This window comes from Barnesiella sp. WM24 (genome assembly GCF_004570975.1).
Lineage (GTDB): Bacteria > Bacteroidota > Bacteroidia > Bacteroidales > Muribaculaceae > Muribaculum.
Window position 1 is genome coordinate 228865 of sequence record NZ_SPPC01000006.1, and the last position, 15152, is coordinate 244016.

11 protein-coding genes are annotated in these 15152 nt (G+C 49.3%); 1 reads left to right on the plus strand and 10 read right to left on the minus strand.

What is annotated here, in order from left to right; genetic code table 11:
- Window positions 1-8 precede the first annotated feature (8 nt).
- The 10 genes from E4T81_RS08395 to E4T81_RS08440 all read right to left on the minus strand — a co-directional run bounded on the left by E4T81_RS08395 (window position 9) and on the right by E4T81_RS08440 (window position 11114).
- A complete protein-coding gene (locus E4T81_RS08395) occupies window positions 9-1469 on the minus strand; it encodes a UDP-N-acetylmuramoyl-L-alanyl-D-glutamate--2,6-diaminopimelate ligase (RefSeq protein WP_135043374.1) in 1461 nt (486 codons plus the stop codon).
- Window positions 1470-1503: 34 nt separating this feature from the next.
- Complete coding sequence (locus E4T81_RS08400; protein WP_135043378.1) at window positions 1504-3585, minus strand: penicillin-binding protein; 2082 nt, start codon at window positions 3583-3585, stop codon at window positions 1504-1506.
- Entirely contained in the window at window positions 3582-3938 is a 357-nt protein-coding gene (locus tag E4T81_RS08405; RefSeq protein WP_135043380.1) for an FtsL-like putative cell division protein, read from the minus strand. The genes E4T81_RS08400 and E4T81_RS08405 overlap by 4 nt, the downstream gene beginning before the upstream one ends.
- 63 nt (window positions 3939-4001) lie before the next feature.
- A complete protein-coding gene (gene rsmH, locus E4T81_RS08410; protein WP_135043383.1) occupies window positions 4002-4910 on the minus strand; it encodes a 16S rRNA (cytosine(1402)-N(4))-methyltransferase RsmH in 909 nt (302 codons plus the stop codon).
- Window positions 4911-5107: 197 nt separating this feature from the next.
- Window positions 5108-5797 carry a Sir2 family NAD-dependent protein deacetylase gene (locus tag E4T81_RS08415; protein WP_135043386.1) on the minus strand — a complete coding sequence of 230 codons (690 nt, stop codon included), beginning with the start codon at window positions 5795-5797 and terminating at the stop codon, window positions 5108-5110.
- 12 nt (window positions 5798-5809) lie between these two features.
- A complete protein-coding gene (locus E4T81_RS08420) occupies window positions 5810-7390 on the minus strand; it encodes a hypothetical protein (protein ID WP_135043388.1) in 1581 nt (526 codons plus the stop codon).
- 76 nt (window positions 7391-7466) lie between these two features.
- Window positions 7467-8687 carry an ATP-binding protein gene (locus tag E4T81_RS08425; protein ID WP_135043391.1) on the minus strand — a complete coding sequence of 407 codons (1221 nt, stop codon included), beginning with the start codon at window positions 8685-8687 and terminating at the stop codon, window positions 7467-7469.
- A 29-nt stretch (window positions 8688-8716) separates the two neighbouring features.
- A complete protein-coding gene (locus E4T81_RS08430; RefSeq protein WP_135043394.1) occupies window positions 8717-9556 on the minus strand; it encodes an HAD hydrolase family protein in 840 nt (279 codons plus the stop codon).
- Window positions 9557-9592: 36 nt separating this feature from the next.
- Entirely contained in the window at window positions 9593-10051 is a 459-nt protein-coding gene (locus tag E4T81_RS08435; RefSeq protein WP_245207040.1) for a thioesterase family protein, read from the minus strand.
- Entirely contained in the window at window positions 10032-11114 is a 1083-nt protein-coding gene (locus E4T81_RS08440) for a mannose-1-phosphate guanylyltransferase (RefSeq protein WP_135043397.1), read from the minus strand. The genes E4T81_RS08435 and E4T81_RS08440 overlap by 20 nt, the downstream gene beginning before the upstream one ends.
- A gap of 479 nt (window positions 11115-11593) precedes the next feature.
- Here E4T81_RS08440 and E4T81_RS08445 point away from each other — a divergent pair, with 479 nt between their 5' ends.
- Window positions 11594-15085 carry a leucine-rich repeat protein gene (locus tag E4T81_RS08445; RefSeq protein WP_167761801.1) on the plus strand — a complete coding sequence of 1164 codons (3492 nt, stop codon included), beginning with the start codon at window positions 11594-11596 and terminating at the stop codon, window positions 15083-15085.
- Window positions 15086-15152 lie beyond the last annotated feature (67 nt).

Consider the following 15152-nt stretch of genomic DNA (forward strand, 5'->3'; position numbering starts at 1 on the left):
GAATTTGGTTATGCTTCGTTGGCAAAAACTTCTTTTATGACCTCGCGGTCGTCGAAATGGTGTTTCACTCCCTTTATTTCCTGATAATCTTCATGACCCTTGCCTGCAATGAGGATTACGTCGCCGGGCTGTGCGATTACGGCGGCTGTCCTTATCGCCTCGCGGCGGTCAACGATGCTCAATGTCTTCTTCTTTCCTTCAAGCTCGAGTCCGGCTTCCATGTCGTGGAGTATCTCCGCGGGGTCTTCGTCGCGCGGGTTGTCTGACGTGAGAATCAGGCGGTCGCTGCGCAGTGACGCCTCCTTTGCCATAATCGGACGCTTGCCTTTGTCGCGGTTGCCGCCGGCACCCACGACTGTGATTATCGAGCCGCGGTTGCCGATAACCTCGCGTATTGCCTGAAGCACGTTGACTACGGCGTCGGGGGTGTGGGCATAGTCGACGATGGCGGTGTAGCCTTTCGGTGAGTGGAATGCCTGGAAACGTCCGGCTACAGGCACGAGGCGGCTCATGTTGACGAGTATTTCCTCGATGTCCCATCCGAGAAGCACTGACGCTCCGTAGACGGCGGTAAGATTGTAGGCATTGAACTTACCGGTGAAGAGCACTTCCACTTCGCGTCCGTTGAAGCTCATGGTTGTGCCGTCAAGGCGGCTCTCTATCACCTTTCCGGTGAAGTCGGCGCGGGTGCGCAGTGAATAGGTGTATTTTTTCGCGTCGGTGTTCTGCAGCATTACCTCGCCGGTCTTGTCGTCAAGATTGGTGAGGGCGAAGGCGCTTGCCGGCAGTCCGTCGAAAAATGATTTTTTTGCGGCGAGATATGCCTCGACGGTCTTGTGATAGTCGAGGTGGTCGCGTGTGAGATTGGAGAATATACCGCCGGCGAAGTGCAATCCTGCTATGCGGTGCTGATGTGCGGCATGTGAGCTGACCTCCATAGAGGCGTAGGAGCATCCCGCCTCTACCATGCGGTGTAGGAGCGAGTTGATAGTGAGGGGGTCGGGGGTCGTCTGGTTGGTCGGGATAGCCTCGGTTTCGATGTAATTGCAGACAGTGGAGAGCAGACCTGCCTTGTAGCCCATTAGACGAGACATTTCGTAGATCAGCGTGGCGGTCGTGGTCTTTCCGTTGGTGCCGGTGACACCTACAAGCTTCAGCTTGCGAGAGGGGTTGTCCCACCATTCGGAGGCGAGGTATCCGAGCGCGATAGCCGAGTTGCTTACTTTTATATAAGTGATTGAAGTCTCAAGAAATTCCGGGAACTCCTCACATACGATAGCTGCTACGCCGCTATATTGAAGTAGCGGGATAAAAGAGTGTCCGTCGACATTGGTGCCGCGCACGGCAACAAAGAGTGAGCCGGTGGTGACTTTGCGCGAGTCGCTTACAACATCGGTGATTACCTTGTCGTCGGAACCTATTATTTCTTCCACCATTATGGCGGAAAGGAGTGTCGTGAGAGATTTCATATTGTGTTGTTATCTGTTAGAAAATACGTTTTGTTTACTGGGCAAGGGTCAAGGTGACGCGTTGTCCGGGTGTTATCTTTGAGCCGGGCGGAAGCGACTGTGCCACGACATAGCCCGTGCCGTTGATTCTGACATCGACGCCCGACTTTTCAAGCAGGTGGATTGCGTCGCGCAGATTGTAGCCTACAACACTCGGCATGCCTGATTTTGCCTCGCGGGGCTGGAAGTAGCGCATGGGACCGAGTTCGAGTCTGCTGCGCAGGTGCTCGAAGCGGTTGCGGTTTGCAGTGGCATATAAGGTCGGACGCACATCCCGGGGGGTTCCTGACCGATAGTCGGAACTGTTTTCAAGCATGCCGCGCGAATACATCTTCAAGGCGATGTTTTTGAGCACGGTGCCCGAAGTGCTTGCGGCACCAAACATGTTCTGCTTTGGATAGCATGTAAGCACTATGCATGAGTATAGAGGGTTTTCTGCGGGGAAAAATCCGCAGAAAGCAAGACGCTTCTTGGATGTGTTGTAGCCTCCACCCTCGATGATATAGCAGGTGCCGGTCTTACCTGCAATTTTCACGCGGTCATTGCGGAGAAGTTTGCCTGTGCCATGCTCACCCCACACTACGTCGGTCAGCATCTGTCTCATCAGTTCCGCATTTTTTGAGGAGCATGCCCTGCCGTTGCCCATGTATGATATAGGAAGCACCGAGTCGGTGTCTATGCCGATAAGCTGGTCGACAAGTCTCGGCTTTACATAGACGCCGTCGTTGGCAATCGCATTGTAGATTGACAGGGTGTAGAGAGGGGGGATTTCGGTGGTGTAGCCGTAGCACATGCGCGACAGGGCGATTCTTCCTCCGCGGTTGCTTGCCACAGAGTCGATGCGTGGCGGGCGTTCGCCAGCGATGCCTGTGTTCATCGGGTCGAGGAAGCCGAGATTCTTGAGCCTTGAGTAGAAGGCTCCGGGGTTTTCGCCGTAGCGCGACGTGATGATTTTAGCCATGCCTATGTTGGATGAGCGCTCTATGACTTCGCGTATCGCCATGGAAGGGGCACCGTGGGAGTCGGTGATTGCCTTTCCTCCGGCATATGGGAACGAATGTCCGGTCTCGATTATGTCGTCGACATTTTTCACGATGCCGTCTTCAAGGGCTATCATCATGGACAGGGTTTTTACGACCGACCCCGGCTCATATCCAAGCACCGCGCGGTTCATGCCCTCGATGTATTCATCGGAATAGGGGCTTTTTTCAAGGTTGGAGATGGCGCGGATGTTGCCGGTCTTGACCTCCATCAACACAGCCACGCCCCAGTCGGCGTTGCACGTCGTGAGTACATTGTTAAGCTCGTTTTCGACGATGTCCTGCATATTGATGTCGATGGTCGTGCGTATGTTGTAGCCCGGCGTGGGGGGCACGTCGGTCCAGTTTACGATATCTTTGGTCAACGGTACTTTTTTCGCTATTCCGGGCTTGCCGTAGAGCAGGGTGTCGAGCGCTCGCTCAAGTCCGGAGATTCCGTGGGTCTGTCCGGTCACTGAGTCAATGCCCACGCCTCCGATGCTTCGGCGTGCCATAGCCCCGTAGGGATTCACGCGTCGGTTTATGCGCTCGCGGGTAAGACCGTTTTTGTTAGGATTTTTTATGCAGAAAAAAGGGAATGTGCGCAGTAGCTGATATTGGGAGTAAGAGATGTTTGACAAGATTTTGTAGGCGCGCGGGCGCTTGTTCTTGTCAGCGATGTCCATCGGCTTTTTAAGGCGTTTCATCCACTCGTCGCGTGTGCGCACGGGGAAGTGTAGAGCCAGCGAGTCGGCGAGCGAGTCGAGTGCAAGGAGGTATCGTCCTTCGAGAAATCTCTCGCTTCGGAAATCTATGCGGATTGTGTAGAAGCAAAGATTGGTGGCAAGAATCTGCCCGTTGTCGGAGAGTATGTCTCCGCGTTCCGGGCGTATGGTGTCGGTGCGCGACAGCTCCACCATTGCTTTTGCATTCCATTTCGGCGCCGAGAGCACGGTGTTGTCAAGAGCGAAATACACGACTCTGCCTACCAGCAGCATGAGCACGGCGATTACTACGAGGTAGCGGAACAGGATATGTGTGCGGTTCTCCTTCTTCATTGCGACGATTCGTTTTTAGTCAGTTTATAGGGCGGTTGGTCCTGGATTTTCAGGTTGAGGCGCATAGTGTCGACCATTTCCTGCATTGATGACTCGCGAATGCGGCTCATGTAGGAGCTGCGCTCGCGTATGCGCTCTGTCTCCACGATTTCCAGCTCTTGCTCCAGCTTTCTGATGTCTTCCATGCGCGTCAGACACTGGTAGCGGTTGGTGATGTAAATGAGTATCGCCATAACCACGACAAATACCGACACCCAATGCTTCTTGAAGAAGTCAAGCGAGAGTATGCGCCCGAAGATAAGCTTCTTCAGAAAGTTGTCGTCAGATTTTTTCTTTGTTGCCTGTTGAGCCATGGCTTTTCGTTGTTTTTATTTTTTTTGTTGATGAATGTATTGAGCGTTGTGATGATTTTGCCGTCAGATTTTTTCGGCGATTCGTAGCTTTGCGCTTCGGGCCCTGGGGTTTCGCTCCACTTCTTCTTCCGATGCGACAATCGGCTTTGAGGTGAGAAGCTTCAGCGGAGAAAGGCGCCTGCCGTAAAAATCCTGTTCGATTTTGCCCTCAAGGTTTCCGGCGCGCATGAAGTTTTTGACAAGCCGGTCCTCAAGTGAATGATAGGTTATGACGGCGAGCCGTCCGCCCGGCTTCAACACGGTCAATGCCTGGTCGAGAAATGCGCTCAGCGCCTCGATTTCTCCATTGACGACTATGCGTAGCGCCTGAAACACTTGGGCGAGCTCTTTTTTCTCCTTCTTGGGATTAATGAGCGGATTTACCGTTGCGAGAAGAGCCTCGACTGTCTCGATGGGCGCTGCATTGCGGGCCTTTACTATTGCCGATGCAAATCGGCGTGAGTTTTTCAGCTCCCCGTACAAGTAAAGCGCGTCGGCAAGCTGCTCTTCGCTCCAGTTGTTGATATACCAGGCTGCGGTGCGCGGTGCGTTGCGGTTCATGCGCATGTCAAGAGGCCCTTCCCAGCGGAATGAAAAGCCTCGGTCTGGGTCATCGAAATGATGAAAAGACACCCCGAGGTCGGCAAGGATTCCGTCAACTCCGTCGACTCCGTAATAGCGCATGAAATTGCGCAGAAACTTGAAGTTGCTGTATACAAATGTAAACCGGGAGTCGTCGATGGCGTTGCGTCGCGCGTCGGCATCCTGGTCAAAGCCATAGAGATGACCTGACGCTGAAAGCGACTCCATTATTGCACGGGAGTGTCCGCCCCCGCCGAAAGTGACATCTACATAGATGCCATCGGGCTTGATATCAAGTCCTTGGATGGTTTCTTCCAGGAGTGCGGGTATGTGATAGACTTCTGACGGCATATGTGTCGGGATATAGGGCTTATATTAGGTTGTAAAGTTATGAAAAATCCGTAAAATTTACATCCTCAAATTTTATTTTTTTTGCAATAAATTATCAACATACTGTCAATAATCTTCAAGAAGATAGCCGATAAAATACCCCGGACAGTTTTTTGTCCGGGGCTATGTGTTAATGAATTTTATTTACATTTGCAAATTTATGCTAACGGTGCAATCAGTTCGGCGAGACGTGCGACCCCTTCGGAGGCTCCTGTTTTCAGCACTGTAACGCCTGCGGGCACATTGGCAGGATTGGGGTCAATGTAGTAGACCGGAACTCCTTTACGTACATAATGAAGCAGTCCTGCTGCGGGATAGACATTAAGTGATGTGCCGATAACTACAAATATATCAGCCTCCTGTACAAGCTCTATTGCAGGCTCGATGTTTGGAACGGCTTCCTGGAAAAATACAATATGGGGGCGCACCCGATGTCCGTCTATAACGGTGTCGGGAGTAGTCTCGATTGCTTCAGGTCTAAGCTGATATACCTTTGTCTCGTCATCTATGGCGCGCACTTTCATCAGCTCGCCGTGGAGATGCAATACGTTGCTGCTTCCGGCGCGTTCGTGGAGGTCGTCGACATTCTGTGTAATTACATATGTGTCAAAGAGTTCTTCAAGTTTTACAAGCCCGAGATGTCCGGCGTTGGGCTCTGCTTTCAGCAGGTCTTTGCGTCTTTCGTTGTAAAACTTGTGAACGAGTGCGGGGTTGCGCGCGAAGCCGTCGGCGCTTGCCACTTCCATAACAGGATACTGTTCCCAAAGACCGCCACTGTCGCGGAATGTCGAGATGCCGCTCTCGGCACTCATTCCCGCACCTGTGGATATGACCAGTTTTTTCTTCATCAGAGATTGCGTTTATTTGATTACTTTCTTACATATACCGCCACTGCGCATTATGTAAATGTTTCCTTCCTGCGGATTAACAATCCGGATGCCCTGAAGGTTGAAATATTCCGCAGATTTATCAGAAATATTTTCTGTCACGGTGTCGATTGACGCTTCTGCGTCCAGGTAGATGACGAGCGGACTTTCCTTGCCGGTGTCAAGCCATCCGTATCCGGCTTCAAGGAGTATATGGGCGGAAGCTTTAAGAGAGCCGGCGGCGAAAGTGCATACACCCTCTGAGAGCTTGCCAAATCCTTCGGGCATCAGTTTGATTGCCGTTTCGGGGTCGTAGCCGTGTCTGATGAAATAGTCCTCCGGGGTGGAGCTGACGGTGACTTCACCGCTTGAATCAAATATCACCCCCGTGGAGGTCTCGGAGATATAGCATGCCTCCGGGTTCTCGCAGTGCAGATAAGTGTAGACAGGAAAGTCGGTGGTGCGTTCGATGATTCTTGATGCGTGGGGATATGTCTCGCCATAGAAGTCTACAATGCGGTAAAGCCCGTCGGTGACAAGGCTTTTTTCGATTTCCACCTGATAGGGTGTTGACTCGAAGTGGTAGACATCGGGCAGGAATCCGTCAATAATGGTGCGCTTGCCTATCGGCTGCCAGTTGGCTGCATCTTCCGGCATGTAGTAGATAATGCCGTTGGAGATAGACAGCGGGTTGCCTTCGGCGTCGTAGGTGGTGAATCCTATTGTGTAGCGCCCTTCTCCTTCCGTGAACTTTATATCGGGGTCGGTCGGGTCGCTTGTGGTTATGGCGAGGGTTTTGTCTTTTTCGGCAACGCGTTGTCCGAGCGACCTGTCATCGGCATCATAGCCGCCTCCCTTTACTACGGCATAGTCATAGTGGTCTACCGCCTCGCCGATTTCGACCGGCATGACCGCCGAGTCAGTGTCGCCTCCGACAGTGAAGATGACCGGTGGTTTTATCCATCCGGGCAGGTTTAATCTTACTTTCTCGATGATGTTTGTGCCGTCGCCGAGCGTATTACCGTTGTTGTCGTAGTAGATGAGCCAGAGGTCAAAACTGAGTTTTTCCGTGTCAAATTCATATAGGTCTCTCAGTCCTACCATGTCAAGGTAGGAGGAATAGTCGGTGACATAGAGGGTGCCTTCAAAGGGTGTGCCGTCTTCGTTGTTAACTTTTAGCTTCGGCAATTGCTGCGGGTAGACGTAAAGGCGGTCGTCTATTATGTCGATTATGAGCGGACGCGCCTCCTCGCTCGAGACATTGGTGAGAAGATAACCGTCGATGCGGTATTGTATGTGTCCCGGTTCTGATACAGAGGCACGCATCAGTATGGGAAGCTCGGGGTTGACATTGGTGTAAATAGCTCCGCAATATGTCACATTGACTGAACCCATTTCGAGCCATTGTGTCCAGTCGGCATCGTTGTCGCCGGCGCGGCGGGTGACGATGGATTCTGCGTGACACGGTGTCTTTTCACCGTCATTTAACGTGATTGTGTCGACTACATTTTCAGCGGCAATAACGGTAGTGCCGCCAAGCAAGATTGCAAGAAACAGTGAATAGAATTTTTTCATAATGTAATGTGTTGTCAATGTTACCGGATGGCATAATGACAAAAATACGAAAAATATTCTAAAAAGTGCAGGATTACTATGCTTCTTCTTTGTCACAGAGAGGAAGGTCAATGCGGAAAGTGGTGCCGACGCCGATTTCTGACGAGGCTACATAGATCTTCCCGCTATGGTATTGCTCGATAATGCGTTTGGCAAGTGTAAGCCCGAGTCCCCAGCCGCGTTTCTTGGTTGTATAGCCGGGGTTGAAAATGGTCTTGAATCGCTTGCGCGGCAATCCTTTTCCGGTATCGGTGACTTCTATGCAGGCATTGTCGCGCTCGCGGTGGATGGTTATTGTTATTGAGCCGTCGGCATCCATCGCGTCAACTGCATTCTTTATCAGATTTTCCATCACCCATTCAAACAGGGAATCGCTGAGGTTGACTTTCAATGGAGTGTCGGAGGTAATCACATTGACTTTTATGCGGCGGGATATGCGCGACGACATGTAGCCTGCGGCTTTCGACACAAGATGATTTACATCGGCACATTCCATCTGTGGCTTTGACCCGATTTTGCCGAATCGCGAGGCGATTGTCGACAGCCGTTGCACATCCTTGTTCATCTCTGCCACGGTGTCGGAGTCGACCCCTGTCGCTTCCAGCAGTTCCATCCAAGCCATGAGTGATGAAATAGGAGTGCCGAGCTGATGAGCCGTCTCTTTGGAAAGTCCTACCCACACCTTGTTTTGCTCCGCTTTCTTTGTCGATATAAGCGCGTAATAGACTACGGTGACAAATATAAGCATGGTGAGAATCTGGATGTAAGGATAGTAGTTGAGCAGGCGCAGCAGGCGGCTGTCTTCATAATACAGATGCTGACACTCGTCGGGAGCGATGACGATGTGTATCACATTGGAGGTGTTGCGCAGTCGGGCGAGTTTCTTTTCAAGATACTCCGAGTTGCGTGCCGATATGAAAAGAGGGTTGAGGGAGTCGACCGGTTCGGGAAGCTCGAAGTTGCGGTGCATCAGTATGGTTCCCCGGTCGTCGGTGAGAAGCACCGGAATGGTGCGGTTGCCTTCGATTATGCGTAGCAGGAAGTCGATGTCGCCCGGGGTTGTGCCCATTATGTCATCGTCATCCATTGTGATGATTGACTTTGTGGCATCGGCCCATATTTCCATGCGCTCGTGTTCCTGGGATGCGAGGTCTTGCACGATGCGGTTGGAGATATAGAGAAATATCGACACTAAGGCTATCGCGATGACAAGAAATGCCATCGTGCCGTAGCGTCGGGTATCATAAATGTTTGCCATACTCATGATTAACGCGGAGTTTCCGGCAATTATTGCATGGCGCGGAAGTCGTCGGCAATGAAGCGGGCGACTGAATCTTCTGCATTTGAGCCTATTATCGTGTCGGCGCGTCGCTTTACCTCGTCGCGGGCGTTAGCGACGGCGACAGCGGTGTCGGCTATCTCCATCATGGAGAGGTCGTTGAGATTGTCGCCAAAGACGACAATGCGCCCTGCGCCGCAGTCAGAGGCTATTTTCTTTACTGAATTGGCCTTGTTCAGCCCCGGGGCAAGCACCTCCATGATTGCCGTGTCGTTGCCGAAAATGTCAATATAGCTGCTTACCGAGCAGTCGGCGGTAGCCCGGAGTTCATCGGCAAGGGGGAATATCCTGTCGGGATTTCCCATTGCGAAAAACAAGACGGTGTCGGGCAACGCGTAGTCATCGCCTTCCGGGGTGTTGAGGTGGAAGCGTTTAAGCGGCAGGTCGGAGCGCTCGTCGATAAAATTGCGGTCACACTGCTGCAGGTCACCGTTGCGGTATATTTCAAGTATGCCGTTTTTGCCGAGAGTGTAGGTAAACGGGTTTACTCCGTGGCGCGCGGCAGCCTCTCTGACGATTTGCGACGTCGCGGCGTCGATAAAGCGGGTGTCGAAATAGCGCCGCGTGTTTCTGTCCCATAGCGAGGCTCCGGTCATGACAATCGCCGGCAGCGAGGATTTTACATCGGCGAGCAGCGGTTCGACCGTTGCCGGGGTTCGTGCCGTAGCCACGGTTATCAATGCGCCCTCTGCCGAGAGTCGCGACAATATTTCCGCCGATTGCGGGCTTACCTTGCTGTCGGTGCCGAGCAAAGTGCCGTCAAGGTCGCTGACATATAGGGTCTTCATTTTTGGCAAACGGGCTGTATCGGTGGTTTCGTCGTTTTACAGTTTGCGCTGTTCGTAGGCTTCAAGCGCGTCTATCCACTTCTGTTCGATTGGAGCCGACTTGCCGGTAGTGAGGTCAAATCCTACCATGATAGTCTTGCCGATGCACTTCACCTCTTCTGTGGCGGTGTTGACGATACGCTGTTCAAGGGAGAAGCTTTTTTCTCCCATACGTGTCACGGTCGTGCGCACAGCTATCGGCTCTGTTATATATGTTGGTGCAAAGAAGTCGCAGTTGATATTGGCTACAACGATATTTATGCGTTTCCAGTCAACACCGTCGGGCAGTACAGCCTGGAAATAGCTGCTCTTGCCAAGGTCAAAAAACTGGATATAGACCGAGTTGTTAAGGTGTCCGAGCATGTCGATGTCGTTGAACCGTATCTGCAAGGGCACCTCGTGCCGGAAAGGAAATTCCGGCACGGGCACTCTTGAGTTAGAGGAATTTGTCGCCATAAGCAAGTTTTACGTCGTTAACATATTGCTTGATTGTCTGCTCGTCGGCTTTCGGGCATATGAGCAACACATCGCCGGCATCGGCGATGATATAGTCTTTGAGCCCGTTTGCCACTACAAGCTTGTCGCCGCGCACGGCAAAGATATTGCCGGTGGAGTTGTAGGCGAGCACCCGGCAGTTTTGAGTCACGTTTGCCTCGCGGTTCTTGGGCGAATTGTCGTAGAGGGCGCTCCAGGTCCCGAGGTCGTTCCATCCGAAGCTGACACACTCGACATAGACGTTGGTGGCGCGTTCCATCACCGCGTAGTCGATGGAGATGCTTACGCAGCCCGGAAATTCCTTGAGGATGAAGTCTTTTTCTTCAGGAGTGCCGAATACGCCTTCTCCGCGGTCAAATGTGTTGGTGAGGTCGGGGGCATACTCGTGGAGAGCGTTGACAATCGACTTGGCGCTCCAGAGAAATATGCCTGAGTTCCAGAAAAACTCACCGCTTTCAAGAAACACCTTTGCCAGCTCTATGTCGGGCTTCTCGGTGAAGGTCTTGACTTTCAGGATGTCGTCGGTCACGGGTTTTCCTATCTGGATGTAGCCGTAGCCTGTTTCGGGGCGTGTGGGCTTGATTCCGAGAGTGAGCAGGGAGTCATGGGTCTCTACAAACTCAAAGCCGTGTTGGATGGCCTTTACAAATTCAGCCTCGCGAGTGATGAGGTGGTCGCTCGGGGTCACAATCATTGAAGCCTCCGGGTCACGCGCCAGGATGTGATATGCCGCCCAGGCGATACAGGGGGCTGTATTGCGGCGCGCGGGTTCTAGCAATATCTGTGACTCGTCAAGTTCCGGCAGTTGCTCTCTTACAAGCGGGGCATACTGGTCGTTGGTTACGATAATTATATTTTCTTTAGGAACTATCGGCAATATTCGGTCAAAGCTCATCTGTAGCAGCGACCTGCCTGTCCCGAAAAAGTCAATAAACTGTTTGGGGCGTTCAGCACGGCTGTAAGGCCAGAAACGGCTGCCGATACCTCCACACATAATCACACAATAGCGATGTATATCAATCATGCCAATTCAGTAAAAGTTATTAGTCTCGCTAAGTTAGCAATTATTTATGAAAGGGCAAAAAATTGGGCTGAGAGTTGTCGGTTGTCAGATTTCGGGGGCTGGAGATTGATACAGAAGGACAGATGGTCAGAATGATTTTGGAAACTATGTGTTAAAATAATTTTGAGAGATATAATAATTTGCATATCTTTGCCTTAATTATAACAAAAAGGTGTTATTGAATTATTATCTTTAATCTCAAACTTGGCGGTTTGTAATACACTCAAGATAATATTGCAATAGCACCTGCATTAATTGTTGTGTATATACTTATTTATAGTATATAAACCAATCGGTGTGGGGCTATTGTCTTATCGTGTGTATGGGTATGCCAAGACCTGAGATTAGATAAGACATAGATACAATCCTCACACCTTTTTATTTATAAAAACGTTTCTTGGAGGATTGAGAAACACACACACAGTTTTGCTATGATAAATATGGTAGTCAAGTCGCGTTGTAGACAAGTTTGTGAACGTGTACTTGTGGTTTTGGCATTGCTCGGATTTTCGGTTAGTGCTGTCGCCCAGAGTGATTACATCAAGGTTATGGTAGAAGTTCCCGGAACTTTAATGGAGAAGGTGATGGAGCTTGACGGCTCGCGTATAAACTCGCTTGCCGTTGAGGGTGCGCTTAATTCGGCTGACCTTGAATTTCTCGGTAACGGAACCGGGAAAATTTTGACTGTCAGGAATCTTGACATGAGCAATGTTACAGTTGCCGCCGATGAAGGTCAGTATAAGGCATATACTCTAAGTGACTATTCAGGTGAAGTTCTGGGCAACAAGATTATGAGGTTTTATCTGTCCGACAATCCACGTATTGAAACTGAAACCAAGGACATCGGCGCTATCGGCGGCATGAACATAATTGTCTCTGTCTATGGAAATAATCTCGCCGGATTGTTTGCCGGTAACACGACATTGGAAAAAGTTGTCATGCCATCGTTTATCAAAGAAATCGGCACGGCTACTTTTTATGAATGTACATCAATTAACGGGGTTGACATTCCGGAGCAAGTTACTAAAATAGCCGACAGGGCATTTTACCACGCAGAAAATCTCTCATCAGTTGTATTGCCTGAGGAGCTCACGTCAATAGGAGAGTCGGCATTCAATAAAACCGCCTTGACTTCCGTCATTCTGCCTCAGTCGGTGGAGTCGGTAGGAGATTATGCTTTTTTTAATGTGGCTTCATTGCGTCAGGTCAATTTATCGGGTGTATCATATATAGGCGCCGATTGTTTTGGAATGTGCAGCATTGAGGGGTGTGTGGATCTTTCAGGTGCTATAGATATCGGCTATGGGGCATTTTCAGGAAACGAAATAAATGAATTAAAATTTTCAGGGCGGCTGCGTTCGATTGGAGCCGGGGCGTTTAGCAAGCTTTTTTCTTTGACGGGTGTTGACTTGCCGGAAGGACTTGAATATATAGGCGGCAATGCATTTGAAAGATGTGAGAATCTTGCTTCGGTGACAATACCTTCTACATTGATTGATATAGGGTATCGCGCATTTTGGGGAACGCCTTGGGAAGATAATCTTAAAGGGGAGAATGGTGTCTTGTATATTGGCAATATTGCCTATAAATATGACTATGCATCGGTGATTGATGAAAAAGTGCTTACTTTTAAAGAGGGTACAAGGGTAATAGGTTCTTCCTTTGATCTTGACGAATATACCGTTAACGGTTATGCTCGTTATATAATCAATGAAATAAATTTCCCGTCTACGTTGAAGCGCATCAATGGCTCTTCAGATAACATCTCATTTGGCGTAAAATCGAACTGCGAGATACAATTACCCGACGGGTTGGAATATATAGGAGACCGGGCGTTTCAGAATAGCGCTATTTCGTTGGATGCTATACCGGAGTCGGTAACTTATATAGGAAATTATGCGTTTAACAAATGTGAGAATATTTTGGAAATGAACCTTGGCTTCTCTTCTGACTCCATTTATATAGGATATTTTGCATTTGAAGGGTGTAAGAATATTTCAGAAGTAAACCTCGGTCCGTCAATCAGGTATCTTGGATGCAGTAGCTTTGGGGGTTGTTCAGCATTGTCGGAGATTTCATATGATTGCAATCCTGATAGTGTCGGCGGAAATGTGTTTTGGGGTACTTCTCCTTATCGTGTCAAGATTAGTCCTGAGGTGGTTGTGCTGAAAGAAGGTTTGTTTAATGGCTGTCACATGACCAAGCTGATATTTGAATCGGTTGAAAATAGAAAAGAGCTATTAAGTATAGAACCGGGTTGTTTCAGCAGTAGTAATCTTGTAAGTGTCACATTGCCTCCGATGGATTACTTTTCCGGATTCCGATGTGACAACCTCAAAGAGATAATTGTAGAGGGCGATTGTAATATTATTGATAATCCTGTGGGGACACATTCTCCTGGGACAAGTGACGATAATATAGAGTCGATAATTGTCAAAGGAAAAGTAGGCAAGATATGCGACAGGTCTTTTGGTCACCCAAGATACATTAACGGGTCGGTAGTGGCTCCCGTAGGATGGTGCAGTCTTAAGCGTTTCTCTGCACAACAGTGTGATACTATTGGTAATCAGGCATTTTATTTGAATCGTCAGCTTGAATCAGTGGATATTCCGGGTGGAATCAAGCATGTCGGTATTGAGGCATTTTATGAATGTGAGTCACTTTCCAATTTTCCGTTTAATGCTGAGATGAGTTTTGAAAAAGGATCATTTCAGAGTACTGCATTGTCAGAAGCTGTAATTGGAGACTGGTGTGAATCAATACCGGCAAGAGCGTTTTGTAAGTGCGAGTCGCTGAAGGCTATAACCGTTGCGCCTACTGTCACAGAAGTTGAGGATTATGCGTTTAGCGGATGCTTGATGCTTAACAATATTGACTTCAAAAACATAAAATCTATAGGTGAACGTGCATTTAACAGCACCGCATTAACAACGATAGATCTTCCTGATGGATTATATAATCTTGGAGAAGGTGCATTCTATGGTGTGCGTGCAAGAGAGGTTTCTCTCCCGACAAGCCTTAAAAATATTCCTAAACATGCATTTATGGAAAGTCAGGGCGCAATATTTACCTGGCGAAGCTCCAATAATATGGTTAATGAGGATTATAATAGTGAGAATGCAATTGGTAACCATGCATTTGGTCTTTATATTGGCAATCTTGAAGAATTTGTCGTACCCGAGGGAATTAATGTTATTGACGGCTACGCTTTCCGTCAGGGCAAATTCAAAACAATTAGGCTCCCCTCAACATTGACTTCATTGAATGCGACTGCTTTTAATCAATGCAAAAATATGCAAAGTATCTATTGCAATGCAGTTGAACCTCCGTATGTTACAGATGCGTATGATTTTATTCCTAATGAAATCCTCACTACATTTACCGGCACTGTGTACGTGCCTGCCGAGAGTGTGGCGAAATATCGTTATTCCAGTTTTTGGGGCCACTTTAACATAGAGCCGATATCGGTGGCGATTGAAAGCATAAAGTTAAATCACAATGAAGTCACTATGCGTCCGGGTGATGAGTTGCAGCTTATCGCGGAAATCATGCCGTCTAATGCGACAAACCAATATCTTAACTGGTATAGCACCGATGAGAGTGTTGTGTCTGTAGACGGGTCGGGTAATATCGCAGCACTTTCATCGGGTGAGGCTGAGGTAATTGCAGTTACTACCGACGGCAGCGGACTTTTAGCTTACTGCTTTGTCAAGGTTGACGAAATCAACGGTATAGATATAGCGGAGAGCGGTGTTTTGAATGTAACCGTAGACGGGCATGACCTTATTGTGGAAAGCGATAATGACATTGTCGTAATCAATATGTCAGGTTTTGCAGTGTATTCAGGTCCGGCAACCCGAATCAGGACGTTACAAAGCGGTGTATATTTTGTAAGGTCAGGTTGCCAAGTCTGCAAGGTTGTTGTCAAATGAGCAATGTCGCTTAGACACCGGGATTTATTCCCCATAGGGGGGATGCAGTTGGCGATGTGAGGTTGCC

Excerpts from the sequence above, each read along its gene's own strand:
- E4T81_RS08435 (WP_245207040.1), bottom strand. The coding sequence starts at position 10,051 with ATGGCGACAAATTCCTCTAACTCAAGAGTGCCCGTGCCGGAATTTCCT.
- rsmH (WP_135043383.1), bottom strand. The coding sequence starts at position 4,910 with ATGCCGTCAGAAGTCTATCACATACCCGCACTCCTGGAAGAAACCATC.
- E4T81_RS08425 (WP_135043391.1), bottom strand. The coding sequence starts at position 8,687 with ATGGCAAACATTTATGATACCCGACGCTACGGCACGATGGCATTTCTT.
- E4T81_RS08395 (WP_135043374.1), bottom strand. The coding sequence starts at position 1,469 with ATGAAATCTCTCACGACACTCCTTTCCGCCATAATGGTGGAAGAAATA.
- E4T81_RS08405 (WP_135043380.1), bottom strand. The coding sequence starts at position 3,938 with ATGGCTCAACAGGCAACAAAGAAAAAATCTGACGACAACTTTCTGAAG.
- E4T81_RS08430 (WP_135043394.1), bottom strand. The coding sequence starts at position 9,556 with ATGAAGACCCTATATGTCAGCGACCTTGACGGCACTTTGCTCGGCACC.
- E4T81_RS08445 (WP_167761801.1), top strand. The coding sequence starts at position 11,594 with ATGGTAGTCAAGTCGCGTTGTAGACAAGTTTGTGAACGTGTACTTGTG.
- E4T81_RS08440 (WP_135043397.1), bottom strand. The coding sequence starts at position 11,114 with ATGATTGATATACATCGCTATTGTGTGATTATGTGTGGAGGTATCGGC.
- E4T81_RS08415 (WP_135043386.1), bottom strand. The coding sequence starts at position 5,797 with ATGAAGAAAAAACTGGTCATATCCACAGGTGCGGGAATGAGTGCCGAG.
- E4T81_RS08400 (WP_135043378.1), bottom strand. The coding sequence starts at position 3,585 with ATGAAGAAGGAGAACCGCACACATATCCTGTTCCGCTACCTCGTAGTA.
- E4T81_RS08420 (WP_135043388.1), bottom strand. The coding sequence starts at position 7,390 with ATGAAAAAATTCTATTCACTGTTTCTTGCAATCTTGCTTGGCGGCACT.